The 17676-nt window shown below is 57.5% G+C and carries 13 protein-coding genes and 1 tRNA gene; all 14 read right to left on the bottom strand.

The annotated features are described in order from the left end of the window. Positions 1–5: 5 nt before the first annotated feature. Positions 6–1439, bottom strand: a complete 1434-nt coding sequence (locus D0Y96_RS19765) for a phosphoglucomutase/phosphomannomutase family protein (protein WP_117303531.1) — start codon at positions 1437–1439, stop codon at positions 6–8. Positions 1440–1463: 24 nt separating this feature from the next. Then, the gene (locus D0Y96_RS19760; protein ID WP_117303529.1) at positions 1464–2576 is read right to left on the bottom strand and encodes a mannose-1-phosphate guanylyltransferase; all 1113 of its coding nucleotides are present in this window, start codon (positions 2574–2576) and stop codon (positions 1464–1466) included. A gap of 42 nt (positions 2577–2618) precedes the next feature. Then, a complete protein-coding gene (locus D0Y96_RS19755; protein WP_252263981.1) occupies positions 2619–3587 on the bottom strand; it encodes a type I phosphomannose isomerase catalytic subunit in 969 nt (322 codons plus the stop codon). Between the two features lie 115 nt (positions 3588–3702). After that, positions 3703–7896 carry a DNA-directed RNA polymerase subunit beta' gene (gene rpoC / locus D0Y96_RS19750; protein ID WP_117303527.1) on the bottom strand — a complete coding sequence of 1398 codons (4194 nt, stop codon included), beginning with the start codon at positions 7894–7896 and terminating at the stop codon, positions 3703–3705. 172 nt (positions 7897–8068) lie between these two features. Then, a complete protein-coding gene (rpoB, locus tag D0Y96_RS19745; RefSeq protein ID WP_117303525.1) occupies positions 8069–12550 on the bottom strand; it encodes a DNA-directed RNA polymerase subunit beta in 4482 nt (1493 codons plus the stop codon). An 806-nt stretch (positions 12551–13356) separates the two neighbouring features. After that, on the bottom strand, positions 13357–13731 hold the full coding sequence (gene rplL / locus D0Y96_RS19740) for a 50S ribosomal protein L7/L12 (RefSeq protein ID WP_117303606.1): 375 nt from the start codon (positions 13729–13731) through the stop codon (positions 13357–13359). A 225-nt stretch (positions 13732–13956) separates the two neighbouring features. Continuing rightward, positions 13957–14502 carry a 50S ribosomal protein L10 gene (rplJ, locus tag D0Y96_RS19735; RefSeq protein ID WP_117303523.1) on the bottom strand — a complete coding sequence of 182 codons (546 nt, stop codon included), beginning with the start codon at positions 14500–14502 and terminating at the stop codon, positions 13957–13959. Between the two features lie 105 nt (positions 14503–14607). Beyond that, the gene (gene rplA / locus D0Y96_RS19730) at positions 14608–15318 is read right to left on the bottom strand and encodes a 50S ribosomal protein L1 (RefSeq protein ID WP_117303521.1); all 711 of its coding nucleotides are present in this window, start codon (positions 15316–15318) and stop codon (positions 14608–14610) included. Positions 15319–15450: 132 nt separating this feature from the next. After that, positions 15451–15891 (bottom strand): 50S ribosomal protein L11, encoded by a 441-nt coding sequence (gene rplK / locus D0Y96_RS19725; protein ID WP_117303518.1) that lies wholly within the window; start codon positions 15889–15891, stop codon positions 15451–15453. A 144-nt stretch (positions 15892–16035) separates the two neighbouring features. After that, the gene (gene nusG, locus D0Y96_RS19720; RefSeq protein WP_117303516.1) at positions 16036–16641 is read right to left on the bottom strand and encodes a transcription termination/antitermination protein NusG; all 606 of its coding nucleotides are present in this window, start codon (positions 16639–16641) and stop codon (positions 16036–16038) included. Positions 16642–16778: 137 nt separating this feature from the next. Next, positions 16779–17048 (bottom strand): preprotein translocase subunit SecE, encoded by a 270-nt coding sequence (secE, locus tag D0Y96_RS19715; RefSeq protein WP_117303604.1) that lies wholly within the window; start codon positions 17046–17048, stop codon positions 16779–16781. 91 nt (positions 17049–17139) lie between these two features. After that, positions 17140–17215, bottom strand: a tRNA-Trp gene (locus tag D0Y96_RS19710). A gap of 140 nt (positions 17216–17355) precedes the next feature. Continuing rightward, positions 17356–17505: a 50S ribosomal protein L33 gene (rpmG, locus tag D0Y96_RS19705; protein WP_117303514.1), complete on the bottom strand. Its 150-nt coding sequence runs from the start codon at positions 17503–17505 to the stop codon at positions 17356–17358. Between the two features lie 92 nt (positions 17506–17597). After that, on the bottom strand, positions 17598–17676 hold a 79-nt coding region (locus D0Y96_RS19700), incomplete at its 5' end, for an EF-Tu C-terminal domain-related protein (RefSeq protein WP_147325027.1).

The raw sequence follows: 17676 nt of genomic DNA, 5'->3' as shown, positions 1-17676 counted from the left end.
TTACCTCAGTTAAGGCTGCTCATTGCGAACTCACGCGCTGCATCGAGCAATCTTTTTACCGATTCCTTCGAGCATGATTCGGAATAAATCCGCATTAACGGCTCAGTCCCCGAAGCGCGCAGAAGAAGCCAGGTCCTGGCGGCATTGGGTTTGCTTTTTGCCTCGGGATTGTCGAGGAAAAACTTAATGCCATCGAGCGTTTCCACTTTTACAACCGGCATACCAGCGAATTCCTTTACGCCGGCTCTGGCTCGAGCAATAGCAGCATTCTTAAGCGCATCGGGAATGTGCAGATCAATTCGACCGTACTGATGTTCACCGTATTCTTTCTGCAGCCATTCCACGAGTTCGCCGAGCGTTTTTTTCTCTTCGGCCATTACATTCGCCAGAAGCAGTGAATTCAGCAAACCATCGCGCTCGGGAAGGTGGCGGCTGATACCGATTCCTCCCGACTCTTCACCGCCTATCAGGATGTCTTTGTCCAGCATCAGATCGCAGACATACTTAAAACCGATGCCATGCTCGTGCAGTGTGCGCCCATAGCGCGCGCAGATACGATCCAGCATGCAGGTGGTATTAAAAGCGCGCGTCACGTCTCCCGGCCACTTCTTTCGCTCCAGCAGCCACTGCAGCAATACCGAATATATTTTGTGCGGATCCACAAAGTTGCCATTTTCATCCACGGCACCGATGCGATCGGCATCACCATCTGTAATCAGGCCGGCCTGGCATTTCTCTGAAATGACAGTCTCCTGCATTGCGCGAATATGCGGCTCTATAGGCTCAGGATTGATGCCCGGAAAAAGCGGATCGTGATTTGCGCGGATCTCGATAAAATCAACACCGATCTCCCGGAAAATTCCGGCCAGTATGCCGCGTCCCGCTCCATACATGCAGTCAATACCGAATTTGTAGCCGGACTTCGCAATCAGATCAAGATCGACAAAGCGCTTGATGGCCTCAATGTAAGCTGGCAGGAAGTCGACTTTCCGGATCGTCGCAGGTGCCGCCACAGGCAGTGACTGCTCGAGCCGGCTCTCGATATCCGCCATAATCGAGGGCTTGCCTGACCCGCCGTACCAGGCTTTATATTTCACGCCATTCCACTGTGCCGGATTATGGCTTGATGTAATCATGATTCCGCCCGCAGCCCCACGTTCTTTCACGCCGAAGGAGAGCGCAGGAGTAGGCGTGATACCAGTGGCCAGATCGACTGGTATTCCTGCTGAAGCGATAACCTCCGCCACAGCGGCGGCAAATGCAGGAGATCCAAAACGCGTGTCATAACCGATGCAAACTCCCTTCGCAGGGTCTTCTTTCGCCAGCACATAGCTGGCAATTGCTGCCGCAGCGGTTCGCACATTATCGAAAGTAAAGTCGTCGGCGATTACTCCACGCCAGCCATCGGTACCAAACTTGATTCTGGTTGCTGAGCCCATGTCATCCTTGATTGTGAAATCGCTTCAGATCAGGTCTTCACGGTGTTTCGCTGCCAATTCCTTTACGACCTTGCCCACGTCCTGCGAATGATGACGTGTGGTGATCAGCAGCGCATCTTCGGTCTCTACCACAACAATATCTTCGACACCGACCAGTGCGACGAACTTCTTCGGGCTGAAGACATAATTTCCGCCTGCGTGATATGCCAGGCCGCCATTGCTTTCTGTTACGTTTTTGCTGGAGTCTGCATTGCCCTGATCGAGATGATGTTCATAAAGCGCGGCCCAGGAGCCCAGATCATTCCAGCCAAAATTTGCCGGCAGGCAGAAGAGGTTTGAGTGGTGCTCACCTTTGGAAGAACGTGGTTCAAGAACCGCGTAGTCCACGCTGATGTTCTCGCACTTTGGATATAACTCCGTAAAGACGCGACGAAAATCAGGCGTTTCCCATGAAGCGGCTATCTTTTCCAGCAGCGGCGCTGTTTCCGGAAGATGCTCGCGTACAGCATTGGCGAGTGTTCTGGCGCTCCAGATAAACATGCCGCTGTTCCAGAAATAATTGCCTGCGGCGATGAATTCTTCTGCACGCTCCTGATTTGGCTTCTCCGTGAAACGCCGGACACGCAGTGCATTTTCGCCGAATGCATCACCAGTCTCAATGTAGCCATAGCCAGTCTCGGCTCTTGTGGGTGCAATACCGAGCACTACCATATTCTCACCAGCGGCAGCCAGTTCAACCGCTTGCCGGATGGTCGAAAGAAAGGCCGATTCATTCGCAATGACGTGATCGGAAGGAAAGATTCCAAGCACGGAGTTCGGCGCAATTCGCTCAAGAAGAAACGCGGCAAGACCGGCGGCTGGCGCTGTGTTGCGCGCAGCAGGCTCACATACAATCTGCTTTTCCGGCACACAATCGAGCTGCCCACAGATGGTTCCAGAAAGCAGATCATTGGTGATTACCCAAACCCGCTCGGGTCCTGCCAATGGAGCCAGCCTGTCCACCGTGCGTTGAATCATTGTACGTTCGCCATCAAGAGCGAGTACCTGCTTGGCGCGAGCGCGACGGCTGCGCGGCCAGAATCGTGTGCCGCTGCCGCCTGCAAGAATGATGGGGCGAAAGTCTGTCTCGGGAGCCATGCTGTCCAGAACTACAGAATAATGTATTGAATGGGTAAAAAACTAAACCGCGGGAGGCCAGATACGAATGATCTCTGCCGGACCATTCGTTTCCATATTCCAGTAAGGAGAATGAACCGGGACAACCACAACCTGAAGCCGGGCCACAGAAAATGACTCGAAGCTATCTCCCGAAATCACAACATCGCCTTCAGAGATGAACAGAATCTGCACATGATCAAACGGCGCTGTCAGAGCAGACGGAATCTTCCCGGTAGTTATCTTCCATTTCTCAATATGGAAATAGTGCTGATCGATCAGCACAGAATGATCACTGGCGATCTGAGAGGCGATCTTACCCGCTCTGGTGGAAAACTGCATTGCTTCGAAAGACTTCTCGAGATGAAGCTCACGGGGGCGGCCATAATCATACATGCGATAGGTCAGATCGCTTGTCTGCTGCGTCTCCAGGATGACAACTCCCGGCCCCATCGCATGCACCGTGCCCGCATCCACAAAAAGCATGTCTCCTTTGTGCACGGGCATCATTTCCAGCATGTTCTCAAGAGTCGCATCATAGATAGATCTGCGAACCTGCTCCGGAGTTACTCCTGATCGAATGCCCAGCGCTACCTCTGCTCCCGGCTGCGCGTCCAGGGCATACCAACATTCCGTTTTGCCGCGCGGTTCGCCATACTTCTGCGCCAGTACATCATCGGGATGTACCTGCACGCTTAACTTTTCTTTTGGAAACAATATCTTAATCAGGAGCGGAAACTCCTGACCCGCGAGGGCCGATCCTAAAATATCAGCCGAGTGCTGCCGTGTTGCATCTGTCAACGACAGGCCAGCAAGCGGGCCCGTAGAGACATTACACATTTCTCCTGTCAGCCAGACTTCCCCGATTGGCTCTCCATCGGTTTTGTATTGATACCAGGGAGAAAGATCGTGAAAACCCCAGACTCGAGTTCGAAAATATGGCGCAAGACGGAAAGGGGGACAAATTGGCATCTTGTCCTTAGTATGCCGCATTTGTCGCTCATCATGAATGCGTTCTTCTGGAAGCCCTGTCAGAGAAAGAAAAGCCCGGCACAGCTGCCGGGCTTTGAGTGACTGGATTGATTTGAGGCTCTTTTCCGATCAGATCTTACTCTGATGCAGCCATTTCTTCGGCTTCGCCCTCCTGGCGCATCATCTCCAGCTCGCGCTCAGCCTCTTCGTAAGCGGTCTGCACTTCCTGCTGCACACGAGCTGCCGCTTCCTCCAGCTCTGGTGAGAGCTGAATGTTGCGGTAGTACTCCATGCCCGTACCTGCCGGAATCAGACGGCCCACGATGACGTTCTCCTTCAGCCCGCGCAGATTGTCGATTGCGCCATTGATTGACGCCTCCGTCAGCACACGCGTGGTCTCCTGGAACGATGCCGCGGAGATAAAGCTGTCTGTCGAAAGCGAAGCTTTCGTGATGCCGAGCAGCAGAGGACGGCCAATTGCCGGACGGCCACCGTTGGCGATCACACGGTCGTTTTCTTCGCGGAAGCGGAACTTGTCCACCTGCTGTTCCAGCAGGAAGGTCGTGTCACCGACTTCCTCGATCTTCACCCAGCGCAGCATCTGACGCACGATGGTCTCGATGTGCTTGTCTGAGATGGCCACACCCTGGAGCCGGTAGACTTCCTGGATTTCGTTCACCAGATAGGCCTGCAGCTCCTTTTCGCCCAGCACGGCCAGAATGTCGTGCGGGTTGAGAGGACCGTCCATCAGCGGTTCACCAGCGCGCAGGCGCTCACCTTCCTGCACGTTGATGTGCACACCGCGCGGCACGGAGTATTCCTTCTCCTCGCCGTTATCAGCGGTGACATAAATACGACGCTGCCCCTTCGAGACTTCGCCAAACCGCACCACGCCGTCGATCTCGGAAATGATAGCGGTCTCGCGCGGCTTACGCGCCTCAAAGAGCTCCTGCACACGAGGCAGACCACCCGTGATGTCCTTGGTACGCGTGGTTTCGCGTGGAATCTTGGCAAGGATATCGCCCGGATGCACTTCATCGCCATCCTGCACCATCAGGTGAGCGCGGCTCGGCATCAGGTACCGTTTATTGGCCTTTGCTCCCTTGATGATGATCGCCGGCTGACGCTTTTCATCAGCAGCCTCACCGACCACAAGACGTGACAGTCCTGTAACCTCGTCTACTTCCTCATGCAGCGTGATGCCTTCCTGCAGATCCTTGAACTGAACCGGACCGCCGATTTCGGTAAGGATGGCGAAGGTATACGGATCCCATTCCACCATGACCTGACCAAGCTGCACCTGGGCGCCGTCTTCCACCTTCAGTCTGGCACCGTAGACAACCTGATAACGCTCCTTCTCGCGGCCGCGATCATCCACTACAGCAATCGAGCCTGAGCGGTTCATGGCAACCAGATCGCCTGCCTTGCTGCGAACCGTGGCAAGGTTGATGAAGCGCACTGTACCGTTGTTTCGGGCGTCGAGACGCGACTGTTCGGAAACGCGCGAAGCCGTGCCGCCGATGTGGAAGGTACGCATCGTAAGCTGCGTTCCGGGCTCGCCGATCGACTGAGCGCCGATCACGCCGACTGCCTCACCCAGCTCCACCATGCGACCGGAACCGAGGTTGCGGCCGTAGCAAAGTACGCAGACGCCGCGGCGAGACTCGCAGGTAAGCACCGAGCGAATCCTGACCTTTTCAATGCCCGCAGCCTGAATGGCCGAAGCAAGGTCTTCGGTGATCTCCTGGTTTACGTCGACGATTACATTGCCTTCGTAGTCCTTGATCTTTTCGAGCGATACGCGGCCGACAATACGATCACGGAGCGGTTCGATAATTTCGCCTGATTCGACGATAGGACCAACGTAGATGCCTTCGACCGTTTTGCAGTCCTTCTCGGTCACAATCACATCCTGCGCCACGTCCACCAGACGGCGGGTCAGATAGCCTGAATCTGCCGTCTTGAGTGCGGTATCCGCAAGGCCCTTACGCGCACCGTGGGTCGAGATGAAGTACTCGAGCACCGTCAGCCCTTCACGGAAGTTCGCCGTGATGGGGGTTTCGATGATTTCGCCCGAGGGCTTCGCCATCAATCCGCGCATGCCGGAGAGCTGGCGAATCTGCTGCTTCGATCCACGAGCGCCGGAGTCGGCCATGATGTAAATCGGGTTCATGGTGCCGGCCTTGTCGGCCTGCTTCATGTTGTCGAACATCTCGTCGGCAACCTTTTCCGTCACCGCCGACCAGATCTGAATGACTTTGTTATTGCGCTCGCCGTTGGTGATCGCACCGTCCAGGTACTGCTGCTGCACCACGATCGCCTGCTTTTCCGCATCGCGCACCGTCGTGTACTTCGAATCGGGGATGACCATGTCATCCAGACCGACCGAAAGACCCGAACGAGTCGCAAACTGGAAGCCCAGCTCCTTGATGCGGTCCAGCATGCGAACCGTCGTCTCAAGACCGAGATTCAGATAGCAATAATTCACCAGCTGCCCGATGCCCTTCTTCTTCAGCAATCCGTTGACATAAGGCATATCCGCAGGGAGTGCATCGTTCAGAATGGCACGGCCCACCGTAGTGGAGATGTACTGACGCTCGTACTGTACCGGCTCTGTGTGCGTGATGTCCTGATCGTCATACGCCGTAGTCATGTCGAGGACAGGACCGGAGTAGCGCAGACGGATCGGGCTCAGCGTCTCAACTTCCTTCGCGTCAAGTGCCATCAGCACTTCTTCAATATTGGCAAAAACGCGGCCTTCCCCCTTCGCACCCTTCTTCGCCTTGGTCAGGTAGTAAAGACCAAGCACCATGTCCTGCGTCGGCACGGTGATCGGCTGGCCCGAGGCCGGCGAGAGGATGTTATGCGAAGCAAGCATCAGCACACTGGCTTCCACCTGCGCTTCAGGCGACAGCGGAATGTGCACCGCCATCTGGTCACCGTCGAAGTCCGCGTTGAACGCGGTGCAGACCAGCGGATGTATCTTGATGGCCTTGCCTTCGACCAGCACCGGCTCGAACGCCTGGATGCCCAGACGATGCAGCGTAGGAGCGCGGTTCAGCAGCACCGGGTGGTCCTTGATGACTTCCTCAAGGATGTCCCACACGATCGGCTCCTGCAGCTCGACCATTTCTTTTGCCTGCTTGATGGTCGTGCAGTGGCCTGTCTGCTCGAGGCGGTGATAAATGAACGGCTTGAAGAGCTCGAGCGCCATCTTCTTGGGCAGACCGCACTGGTGCAGCTTCAGCTCCGGACCTACCACGATGACCGAACGGCCCGAGTAGTCCACGCGTTTGCCCAACAGGTTCTGGCGGAAGCGGCCCTGCTTGCCCTTCAGCGTATCGGAAAGCGACTTCAGCGGGCGGTTATTTGCGCCACGCAGAACGCGGCCGCGGCGGCCGTTGTCAAAGAGCGCATCGACAGCTTCCTGCAGCATGCGCTTCTCGTTGCGAACGATCACCTCAGGCGCATGAAGATCCATGAGCTTCTTGAGGCGGTTGTTGCGGTTGATCACGCGGCGGTACAGATCGTTCAGATCGGAGGTCGCAAAGCGGCCGCCATCGAGCGGCACCAGCGGGCGCAGCTCAGGCGGAATGACCGGGATCACGTCGAGGATCATCCACTGAGGCTTATTACCGGACTTGCGGAAGGCTTCGACAACTTTGAGGCGCTTTGAATACTTAAGGCGCTTCTGCAATGAAGTTTCGGCCTTCATGCGCTCGCGCAGCTCGATCGACAGCTCGTCGACATTGACGCGCTTCAGCAGTTCCTTAATGGCCTCGGCCCCCATCATGGCCTTGAAGCCGGTGGGGCGGTACTGCTGGTCGAGCTCGCGGAACTTCGTCTCGTCCTTGATGATCTCGCGCTCACGAGTGGGCGAGTCGCCAGGATCGACAACGACATAGCTCTCGAAGTACAGCACACTCTCGAGGTCGCGCAGCGAGATGTCGAGCAGGTGGCCGATACGCGACGGCAGCCCCTTAAAGAACCACACATGCGAGCAGGGCGAGGCCAGCTCGATATGACCGAGGCGCTCGCGGCGAACCTTCGATACGGTGACTTCCACACCGCACTTGTCGCAGATCACACCGCGGTGCTTCATGCGCTTGTACTTGCCGCAGAGGCACTCCCAGTCGGTGACCGGACCAAAGATGCGGGCGCAGAAAAGACCATCGCGCTCCGGCTTGAAGGTGCGGTAGTTGATGGTCTCCGGTTTGGTCACTTCACCGTGAGACCAGCTGCGGATTTTTTCCGGGGACGCAAGCTGGATGCGGATTGCGTCGAAATCGGTAATCGGGCTCGTCAGTTCAAATGGACTGGAACGGTACAAGGTGTTCCTCCTCGGCTTTGCCAGCTATTAGCTCTTGGCTATTAGCCTTAGCCTTGTTTCCTGCTATTTCTGCTCGCGGCTCTCATCGAAACAAGAACCGCTTCAAAACCTGGCACCGCTTCCAGCCGCAGCCCTTAGCTAAAAGCCAAGGGCTGACGGCTGAAAGCTGCTCTTAATCGGCTGCCGCAAATACCGGGGCCGGCTGCTTCTTCGCGTCGTGTCCGATCTGCTTGATCAGTTCCACATCGAGGCAGAGCGACTGCAGCTCGCGGATCAGCACGTTGAACGATTCCGGCACACCCGGCTCGATCGCTGCTTCGCCTTTGACGATGGCCTCGTAGATCTTCGTACGGCCATAGACGTCATCGGACTTGGCGGTGAGCAGTTCCTGCAGGATGTAAGCAGCGCCGTATGCTTCCAGCGCCCACACTTCCATCTCACCGAAGCGCTGTCCGCCGAACTGCGCCTTGCCGCCCAGCGGCTGCTGGGTGATCAGCGAGTACGGTCCGATCGAGCGAGCGTGGATCTTGTCATCGACCAGATGCGAGAGCTTGAGCATATAGATGTAGCCCACCGTTGCCGGCTGCTCGAACTGCTCGCCCGTCATGCCGTCGAAGAGGTGCGTCTTGCCCGAGGAGGGCAGACCAGCCGCTGCAAGCAGCGCCTTGATCTCAGTCTCTCTCGCACCGTCAAAGACCGCCGTGCCGAACCAGATGCCGCGCTTCATGCCGAGGCCGACGCGAACCACCTGCTCGTCGTCGAGCTCAAGCAGCTGACGCAGCGTCGCCGTGTTCGCAAAGCGCTCCCTGAACACTTCGCGAATGGCACCCGCCTCCTGGTGCTGCTTCACGATCTCGGCAACCTGCCTGCCCAGCTCGTGCGCCGCCCATCCAAGATGCGTCTCGAGAATCTGACCGACGTTCATACGCGAAGGCACGCCGAGCGGATTGAGAACGATCTCCACCGGAGTTCCATCGGGCAGATACGGCATGTCTTCCTCAGGAAGAATGCGTGCGATCACACCCTTGTTGCCGTGGCGTCCGGCCATCTTGTCACCGACAGAGAGCTTGCGCTTCATGGCGATGTAGACCTTGACCAGCTTGATGACGCCCGGAGAGAGTTCGTCGCCCTTCTGCAGCTTGCCGATCTTCTCGTTGGTGATCTTGCGCAGCACATCGATCTGACGCGAGGTCATTTCCTCGATCTCGTCGATCTGCTCGTTCACCCGCGGATCCTTGTCGTTGTAGCGGATGCGCTTCAGGTTTCTCGTCGAAATCCGCTCGATAGTGTCGCGGTCGAGAATGGCTCCCTTCACTAGCAGACGCTTGTTGGTGCGCTCGTCGTGCAGATCGGCCAGCACTTCTTTGCCGCCCAGAATCCCTTCGAGACGTTTGAGGCGCTCATCGGTCAGGATTCGGATCTCGTCCGCCAGGTTCTTTTCGAGCTTCGCCACCTGTTCGGCTTCGATCAGCTTGGCGCGCTCGTCCTTTTCCTGTCCCTTGCGCGAGAAGATGCGAACGTCGACGACCGTTCCCTCGATACCCGGAGGGCAGGTCAGCGAAGCGTCGCGAACGTCGCCGGCTTTTTCACCAAAGATCGCGCGCAGCAGCTTCTCTTCCGGCGTCAGCTGGGTCTCGCCCTTGGGCGTGACCTTACCGACGAGGATGTCATTGTGCTTGATCTTGGCGCCGATGCGGATCACGCCGCTTTCGTCCAGATCGCGCAGCGCATGCTCGCTCACGTTGGGAATGTCGCGCGTGATCTCTTCCGGCCCCAGCTTCGTGTCGCGCGCCTCGATCTCGAACTCTTCAATGTGCACCGAGGTGTAATAGTCCTCTCGCACCAGCTTTTCCGAGATCAGGATCGCGTCCTCGAAGTTGTAACCGCGCCACGGCATGAAGGCCACCAGCACGTTGCGGCCGAGGCCGAGCTCGCCCTGCTCGGTGCACGGACCGTCCGCGATCACCTGCCCCTTAATCACGCGGTCGCCCTGACGGACAATCGGCTTCTGGTTGATGCAGGTGTTCTGGTTCGACCGCTTGAACTTGATCAGCGTGTAGATATCCGAACCCACCTCACGCGAAAGCTGCGTGGGATGATGCTCGCCTTCCACACGGATGATGATGCGCTCCGAATCGACCGAATCGACGATACCGTTGCGGCGGGCAATGATGACTGCGCCCGAGTCGCGCGCGGTGACGCCTTCCATTCCAGTGCCGACGAACGGCGCTTCCGAAACGAGCAGCGGCACCGACTGCCTCTGCATGTTCGCGCCCATCAGAGCGCGGTTCGCATCGTCATGCTCGAGGAACGGCACCAGCGATGCGGCGACCGAAACGAGCTGCTTCGGGCTGACGTCGACGTAGTCGACCTCCGAGCGGTTGACGAGTACGAAGTTGCCCTGACGCCGCGCGTTCACCAGCTCTTCGACGATGTTCCCGTTCTCGTCGAGCTCGATGTTCGCCTGGGCGATGGTGTAGCGATCCTCTTCCCATGCGGAGAGATAGAACGAATACGGCTCGTACTCGACTGGCCGCTTCTTGTCCTTCTTCAGCTGGGCATTCAGTTTGAGGGCTTCCTGCTTCTCCAGCGGATCGCCGACACGCAGACCGCTCTCACCGGCGTTGGTGATCTGTACGTAATCCTGCACGCGGTGATCGCGCACGCGGCGATACGGCGACTCGATAAAGCCGTACTCGTTGATACGCGCGAAGCACGACAGCGAGCTGATCAGACCAATGTTCGGACCTTCCGGCGTCTCAATCGGGCAGATACGGCCGTAGTGCGTGGGGTGAACGTCGCGGACTTCAAATCCGGCGCGCTCGCGTGACAGACCGCCCGGCCCAAGTGCGGAGAGACGACGCTTGTGCGTGATCTCCGACAGCGGGTTGGTCTGGTCCATGAACTGCGAGAGCTGCGAAGAGCCGAAAAACTCGCGGATCGCCGCCATCACCGGCTTGGCGTTGATCAGGTCGTGCGGCATAGCCGTCGACATCTCCTGATACACGCTCATCTTTTCCTTAATGGCGCGCTCCATACGCACAAGGCCGATGCGGAACTGGTTCTCCATCAGCTCGCCGACTGCGCGCACGCGGCGGTTGCCGAGGTGATCGATGTCATCGACCACGCCGATGTTGCGGCGCAGCTTGAGCAGGTAGCGGATGGTCGCGTAAAAGTCTTCCGGCGTCAGCGTGCGGTGATCGAGCTGGCTGGCGTCCTGGTTCTCGTACAGCTTGATGTTGAACTTCAGACGGCCCACGCGCGAGAAGTCGTACTTGCGCGCGTCGAAGAACATGCCTTCGAAGAGCGCAGTCGCCGTGTCGAGCGTCGGCGGATCGCCCGGACGCAGCTTGCGGTAGATCTCGATCAGCGCCTCTTCCGGCTTGCGGACCGAGTCGCGACGCAGCGTGTTGGTGATAATGTTGCCCACATCGTCGCGTTCGGGAAAGAAGAGCTCAATGGAGGTGACACCGCTTTCGATGATCTTGTGCAGCTTGTCGCTGGTCAGCTCGTGGTTGGCCTCGAGCAGGACCTCGCCCGTGGTGGTGTCGACCACATCGGCAGCCGTCACCGCGCCATCCAGCTCAGCAGACTCAATCTCGACTTCAGAGATCTTCGCGGCGCGCAGCGCCTTCAGGATCGACGGAGTGACCTTGCGGCCGCTGTGCGCGATCTCCTCACCCTTCACGATGACCGCGTGCGCGGGCTTTGCGCCCAGCAGATGCGTGGCCTTCTCGCCAGTCTCATCGAGAGTCCAGAAGAGCTTGCCGTCCTTCACCGCGATCTTATCGACGGTGTAGAAGGTCTTGAGAATCTCTTCGTCCGACTTCAGACCCAGAGCGCGCAGGAAGATCGTGCCGAGGAACTTGCGCTTGCGGTCGATGCGGACATACAGCGTGTTCTTCTGGTCGTACTCGAACTCCACCCACGATCCGCGATAGGGAATGATCTTGCCGAGGAAATAGGTGCGGTTGTTCGCCGTCTCGAAGAAGACGCCAGGCGAGCGGTGCAGCTGCGAAACGATCACGCGCTCGGTACCGTTGACGATGAACGTGCCGTTCTGCGTCATCAGCGGAATATCGCCGAAGAAGACTTCCTGCTCTTTAATGTCGCGAATGGTCTTCGCGCCAGTCTCGGCATCCTTGTCGTAGATAGTCAGCCGGACCGTGACCTTGAGCGGGGCGGAATACGTCATGCCGCGCTCTTCACACTCTGCCTGGTCATATTTCAGCTGCAGACCAACCGGGTCGCCGCACTTGTTGCAAAAGTCGGGGGTGTTCTTGTTGTACGTTCCGCACTTGTGGCAAAGCACATCGCCGGGATGAAACGGATCGGTAATCACCATCGCGCCGCAATGCGAACAGGCGGTACGCAGGTGATGCAGGCCCTTCAGGTGTCCGCACTTGCACTCCCAGTTGCCGATGGAAAAATCGACGAAGTCGAGCTGGGAGATATTGCGGAAATCGGTAATCGGAAATACGGAAACAAAAACGGACTGCAGACCGTTGTCTTCGCGCTCCGAGGGCAGCTTGTCCATCTGCAGAAAACGCTCATAGGAGCGGCGCTGCACTTCAATCAGGTTGGGAATCTTGATCGATGTGGGAATTTTGGAAAAATCGAGACGGCTGCGGATCGCGCGGTTCTCGTTTGACATGCTTCACTCCTCAGGACCCGGAAACGCGAGGTAGAACGAAGAGCGGTCCGCCCGGATCGAACGGTGCTCCCTGTATCGTTTGCAGCGATGCTCACTCCGCTGCCACGCTCATGTTCAGTCCGCCTCGCGCGGGCCAAACACGGCGCTCCACAATTTGTTACGGCAGCACGAACCGGAGTGCGTGGACCGTTTCCTGTTGCGCGGAAGCCTCAGGGGGCGTAATCTTCCGCTTTGCTCAGGGCAACCCGAAGGTGTCAGTCGTTCGTCACACCGGATGCCGCTATGCCCGCAATCACGAAAAGGCGATCGCAGGACGTGTACGGCGGGGAACAGAAAAAAGAGGACCGCGAAAAGCAGAAGCCGGAATCAAAAAATGCCGATAAAACGCAAAAGGCCCGCAGAGACAGCGAGTCTCACGAGCGCCACAACCGAATTGTGCACTGAACTGTAACAGAATGTCCGATTCCCGCCGCTTCCTGACTGCTTTTGCGCCGCCCGCTGCCGATACTTCTCTCATATCTCCGAGTCCGCCGCTGAACCCATTGACATGCCGGCATCACTGCCGGATCGATCCCTTGCCGCCCCTCTGCGCCCCAAACGACTGAACGCCGCGCATCAGCCTCTCATCCGCCCCTGCAGATGAAGATGGCCCTCACGGCTTTTCTGTGTGTGAAAGACAGAGGTCGCGCTCCAGACCGGATTGCCAGAAGAAAACCGAGCGGAACGCACAAAAATTATGATAGCGCGTTCCGCTTTGGCATGCAACTTGCTTTTAGGACAAATCCGATCCGAAGATCGTCCCGCAATTACTTGATTTCGACCGTGGCGACGCCTTCAAACTTCTTCTTGATCGCCTCGGCGTCTTCCTTGCTGATGTTTTCCTTCAGAGGCTTGGGAGCGCCGTCCACCAAATCCTTGGCTTCTTTCAGACCCAGCGAGGTGACTTCGCGCACTGCCTTGATGGTGCCGATCTTGTTCGCGCCGGCATCCTTCAGGATGACAGTGAACTCGGTCTGCTCGACTACTTCCGGAGCTGCCGCCGCACCGCCGCCCGCCACAACTACCGGGGCTGCTGCCGCGGCCGAAACGCCGAGACGCTCTTCAAGTTTCTTCACAAGAGCCGCTGCATCGAGCAGGCTCAGGCCAACGATCTGATCTTCCAACTGCTGCAAATCTGCCATGATGTTCTCCATCTGAAACTAAAATTTATTTTGCCTGCCGGGAAGGATTTCTCCGCCCGGTTGCCGCCCGCCGATCCTGAGGTTTCCGATGTGCCCAGACTGGCACCCCTCATGCCGGGAAAGCGGCGAATTCTATGTTCGAGGGCTTCGCAGTAATTCCACTCTCGCCCTCTCGCTTTGCTCGCGCGATCTCAGCGCTCGCTCCGCGATTCACCCACGCGCGAACTAGGCCGAGGCCTGTTCGCCGCCAAACTTGCTCTTCTCGACCGCCTGGTTGATCACGACCGCCAGATCGCGGCCAGTCGCATTGATCACCGTGGCCAGACGCTGCGCCGGGGAGTTAATGAGGAAGAGCAGCTTTGCAAAGATCTCTTCCCTGCCCGGCATGGTGGCCAGAGCCTTTACCTCCTCGACGTTAATCACCTTGCCGTCGACAATGCCCAGCTTGAAGGTGAACTCCGCGTTGTCCGATACCCAGGTCGAAAGCGCCTTCGCCAGCGCGACCGGATCACCGCTGGTGTAGGCCACCGACGAAACGCCCTTCAGCCCCTGCAGCGCCTCTTCGATTTTGGTGCCCTTCGCCGCGCGCGCCGCCAGCTTGTTCTTCAGAACGCGATAACGCCCGCCCGCCGCACGGACCGTTTTGCGCAGCTCAAAATCCTGTGAGACCGTCAGCTTTGCGAACGTACCGATAATGGCGCTCGTCGAGGTCTCCAGCTCTTTCGCGAGCTGACCGACTTTTTCCGCTTTTTTTTCCCTGCTTAATGCCATAAGAAAGCCTCTGGGTTCTAGCTACTAGCCCTTAGCTGAAAAACCCGTAAAGTCGCTCCGCTTGGCTGGCCAGTGGCTAGAAGCTGGCAGCTGGAAGCTGATTTTTTACGCCTTTGCGGCGGTATCCGCCAGCGAGTTGTCCAGTGCAATGCCTGGGCCCATCGTCGAGCTGAGCGTAATGCCCTTGATGTACTTGCCCTTGGCTGCCGAAGGCTTGGCGCGCACGATGCTGGTAATGACCGTCATCGCGTTCTCGACCAGCTTGTCCGGCGTAAACGAGATCTTGCCCACCGGAACGTGGATCAGAGCCGTCTTGTCGGTGCGGAACTCGATCTTGCCGGCCTTGATTTCTTTAATCGCAGACGCAACATCAGCGGTCACCGTACCCGTCTTAGGGTTCGGCATCAGACCGCGGGGCCCGAGCACCTTGCCCAGACGTCCGACCGAACGCATCATGTCCGGCGTGGCGATCAGCGCATCGAAATCCGTCCAGCTTTCCTTCTGAATCTTCTCGACGAGATCCTCGCCGCCGACGATATCCGCTCCGGCCGCTTCGGCTTCACGCAACTTATCGCCCGAAGTGATCACCGCGACCTTCTTGGTCTTGCCCAGGCCGTGCGGCAGAACGACAGTGCCGCGCACCATCTGATCCGCATGGCGAGGATCGACGCCCAGACGCAGCGTCAGATCAACCGTCTCGTCAAACTTTGCAAACTTTGCTTTTTGCAGAAGCGGAACCGCTTCCTGCAGCGCGTAAGGGCGATTTTCGACCAGCGCGCGCGCCTTCGCGACATTCTTACTGACTTTTCTCGACATTCTTCCTCGTCTCCCACCGCTCGGTCGATGCTGCCTGCCGGCCGTGGTCCTGTTGACATGCGCCCGAAACTCACTGCAGACGCATCTTTAAGTATGCCACAACTTCACGGGGTATTCAAAACCCGCGCTGTCTTACGCGGTGACGTCAATTCCCATGGAGCGCGCCGTGCCCTTAATGCTCTTCACCGCCGCTTCGACCGATGCGGCATTCAGGTCAGGCATCTTCTGCTTCGCGATATCCAGAACCTGCGCTTCGGTAACTGTCCCAACCTTGGTCTTGTTCGGAACGCCCGATCCCTTCGCCAGACCCGCCGCCTTCTTCAGCAGAATGGCTGCCGGAGGCGTCTTGGTGACGAATGTGAAGCTGCGGTCCACGTAAACGGTGATGACGACCGGGATAATCAGGCCGGCCATCTCCTTGTTCTGTGTACGCGCGTTAAACTGCTTGCAGAACTCCATGATATTGACCTGAGCCTGGCCCAGGGCCGGACCTACCGGCGGTGCAGGCGTCGCCTTGCCTGCCTCAATCTGAAGCTTAACCTGCGTCTGTACTTTCTTTGTCGGTGCAGCCATTTCCTTTGAACCTCTTTAACGGCAGCCATTAGCCTTTAGCTACTGGTCCTTAGCCGGATTTCTTTAAGCCCAAACCATGCGGCGCAATCGCAAACCGCTATACAGCCAATGCCCCAGCTGAAAGCCGGGAGCTAACGGCTGTCTTTACTCAATCTTCTCGACCTTGCTGAAATCGAGCTCAACCGGCGTGGAGCGCCCGAAGATCGTCACCATGACCTTTAGCGTCTCGCGGTCTTCGTTCACCTCATCGACCACGCCATTGAAATTGGCAAAGGGCCCCTCCGTGATCCGCACCGATTCATTCTTCTCGAACTTGATCCTGAGCCTGGGCTTATCCTTGGATACATCCGTCCGAAACAGAATCGAACTGACCTCCGCTTCGCTCAATGCTACGGGCTTGTCACCGGTACCCAGAAAGCCGGTCACCCGGGGCGTGTTCTTGATGACATGCCACAGGTCATTGTCGAGATCCATCTCGACCAGCACGTACCCCGGCAGGAAGACTCGCTCCACTGTCCGCTTCTTGCCATTGATAATTTCCGTAACTGGTTCAGTTGGAATCATCACTCGACCAATTTTGTTCTGCAGACCGAAGGCCTGCACACGGCTTTCGAGAGATTCGCGTACCTTGCGCTCAAATCCCGAATACGCATGAATGATGTACCACTTAAAGCGCTCATTTGCAGGAGGCTGGAGCTGCTGCTCTGCTGCGCCCTCCTCGTGAGTCACCTGTTGAATTTCTTCCGCCATGATTCCTCTGTCCTGAGGCTCCGATTTCTCGCCTTTCGCTCGAATCAGATCCCCTCGTGCTGCTCACACCAGTAGCGCCCGCATCGCGAGATCATCACACCCTTTTGCCGGCGCAATATCGCGCGCAGCCAGGATGGTCATCCTACCGGGCCCGCACCTAACGCATGCAACAACATCTGCAGCGCCCGTCCCAGCACCGTATCAATCACATAGAAAAAGCCGGCAAAGGCAAATACTGCCACAATCACGATGATGGTCGTCGACTGCACATCCGCGCGCGTCGGCGTGACCACTTTACGCATTTCACTGCGCACTTCCTTCAGAAAATCACGGCTGCGATTAAAGAACCCCACAATGCGATTCTCGCCGCCGGTTTCATTCGTGATTGCTGTAACTGCCTTGGGCATAACCTTCTTCTCTTCCGTGACGGGCATCCTGCCCCACTTTCGCGGTATCCGTCAGCCTTCCGGAGTATCCGCATCTTCATTTTCGTAAACCTGGCAGGGGCGGAGGGATTCGAACCCCCAAGTTCGGTTTTGGAGACCGACAGTTTAACCGTTGAGCTTACGCCCCTGCATTCCGGGGGATTTTGTCTTCGCGCCTGCGGCTCACCACCCCAGCACTCGGCAAAGTCTTCCGGTCCTGCTCGCGCCTATCCAGCGCTCTCCACTATCACCCGAACGGCACAGCAGTATGCGTCCGCCCGGCCAGTTTCTACTTTGTTTCCTTGTGGTCGGTGTGCTTGCGGCAGCGCTTACAGAACTTCGCGAACTCGAGGCGGCCCGTGGTCGTCTTCTTGTTCTTTGTCGTCGAGTAATTCCGCTCCCTGCACACTCCACACTGCAATGTCACAATTTCGCGCATCTTTTTATCCTAACCGATTTTACTCGGCTTTTCCTTGTGTTTTTCAACCGGAGCGTAACGCGGATCCGAAGACCAGCGCTGCCACCCCTCGTTTACTGAATAATTTCGGTGATGGTGCCGGCGCCTACGGTGCGTCCGCCTTCGCGGATCGCGAACCGAAGACCCTTCTCC

The organism is Paracidobacterium acidisoli (genome assembly GCF_003428625.2).
Lineage (GTDB): Bacteria > Acidobacteriota > Terriglobia > Terriglobales > Acidobacteriaceae > Paracidobacterium > Paracidobacterium acidisoli.
The sequence above is the reverse complement of the archived record's forward strand: the minus strand, read 5'-3'. Positions and strand labels throughout refer to the sequence as shown.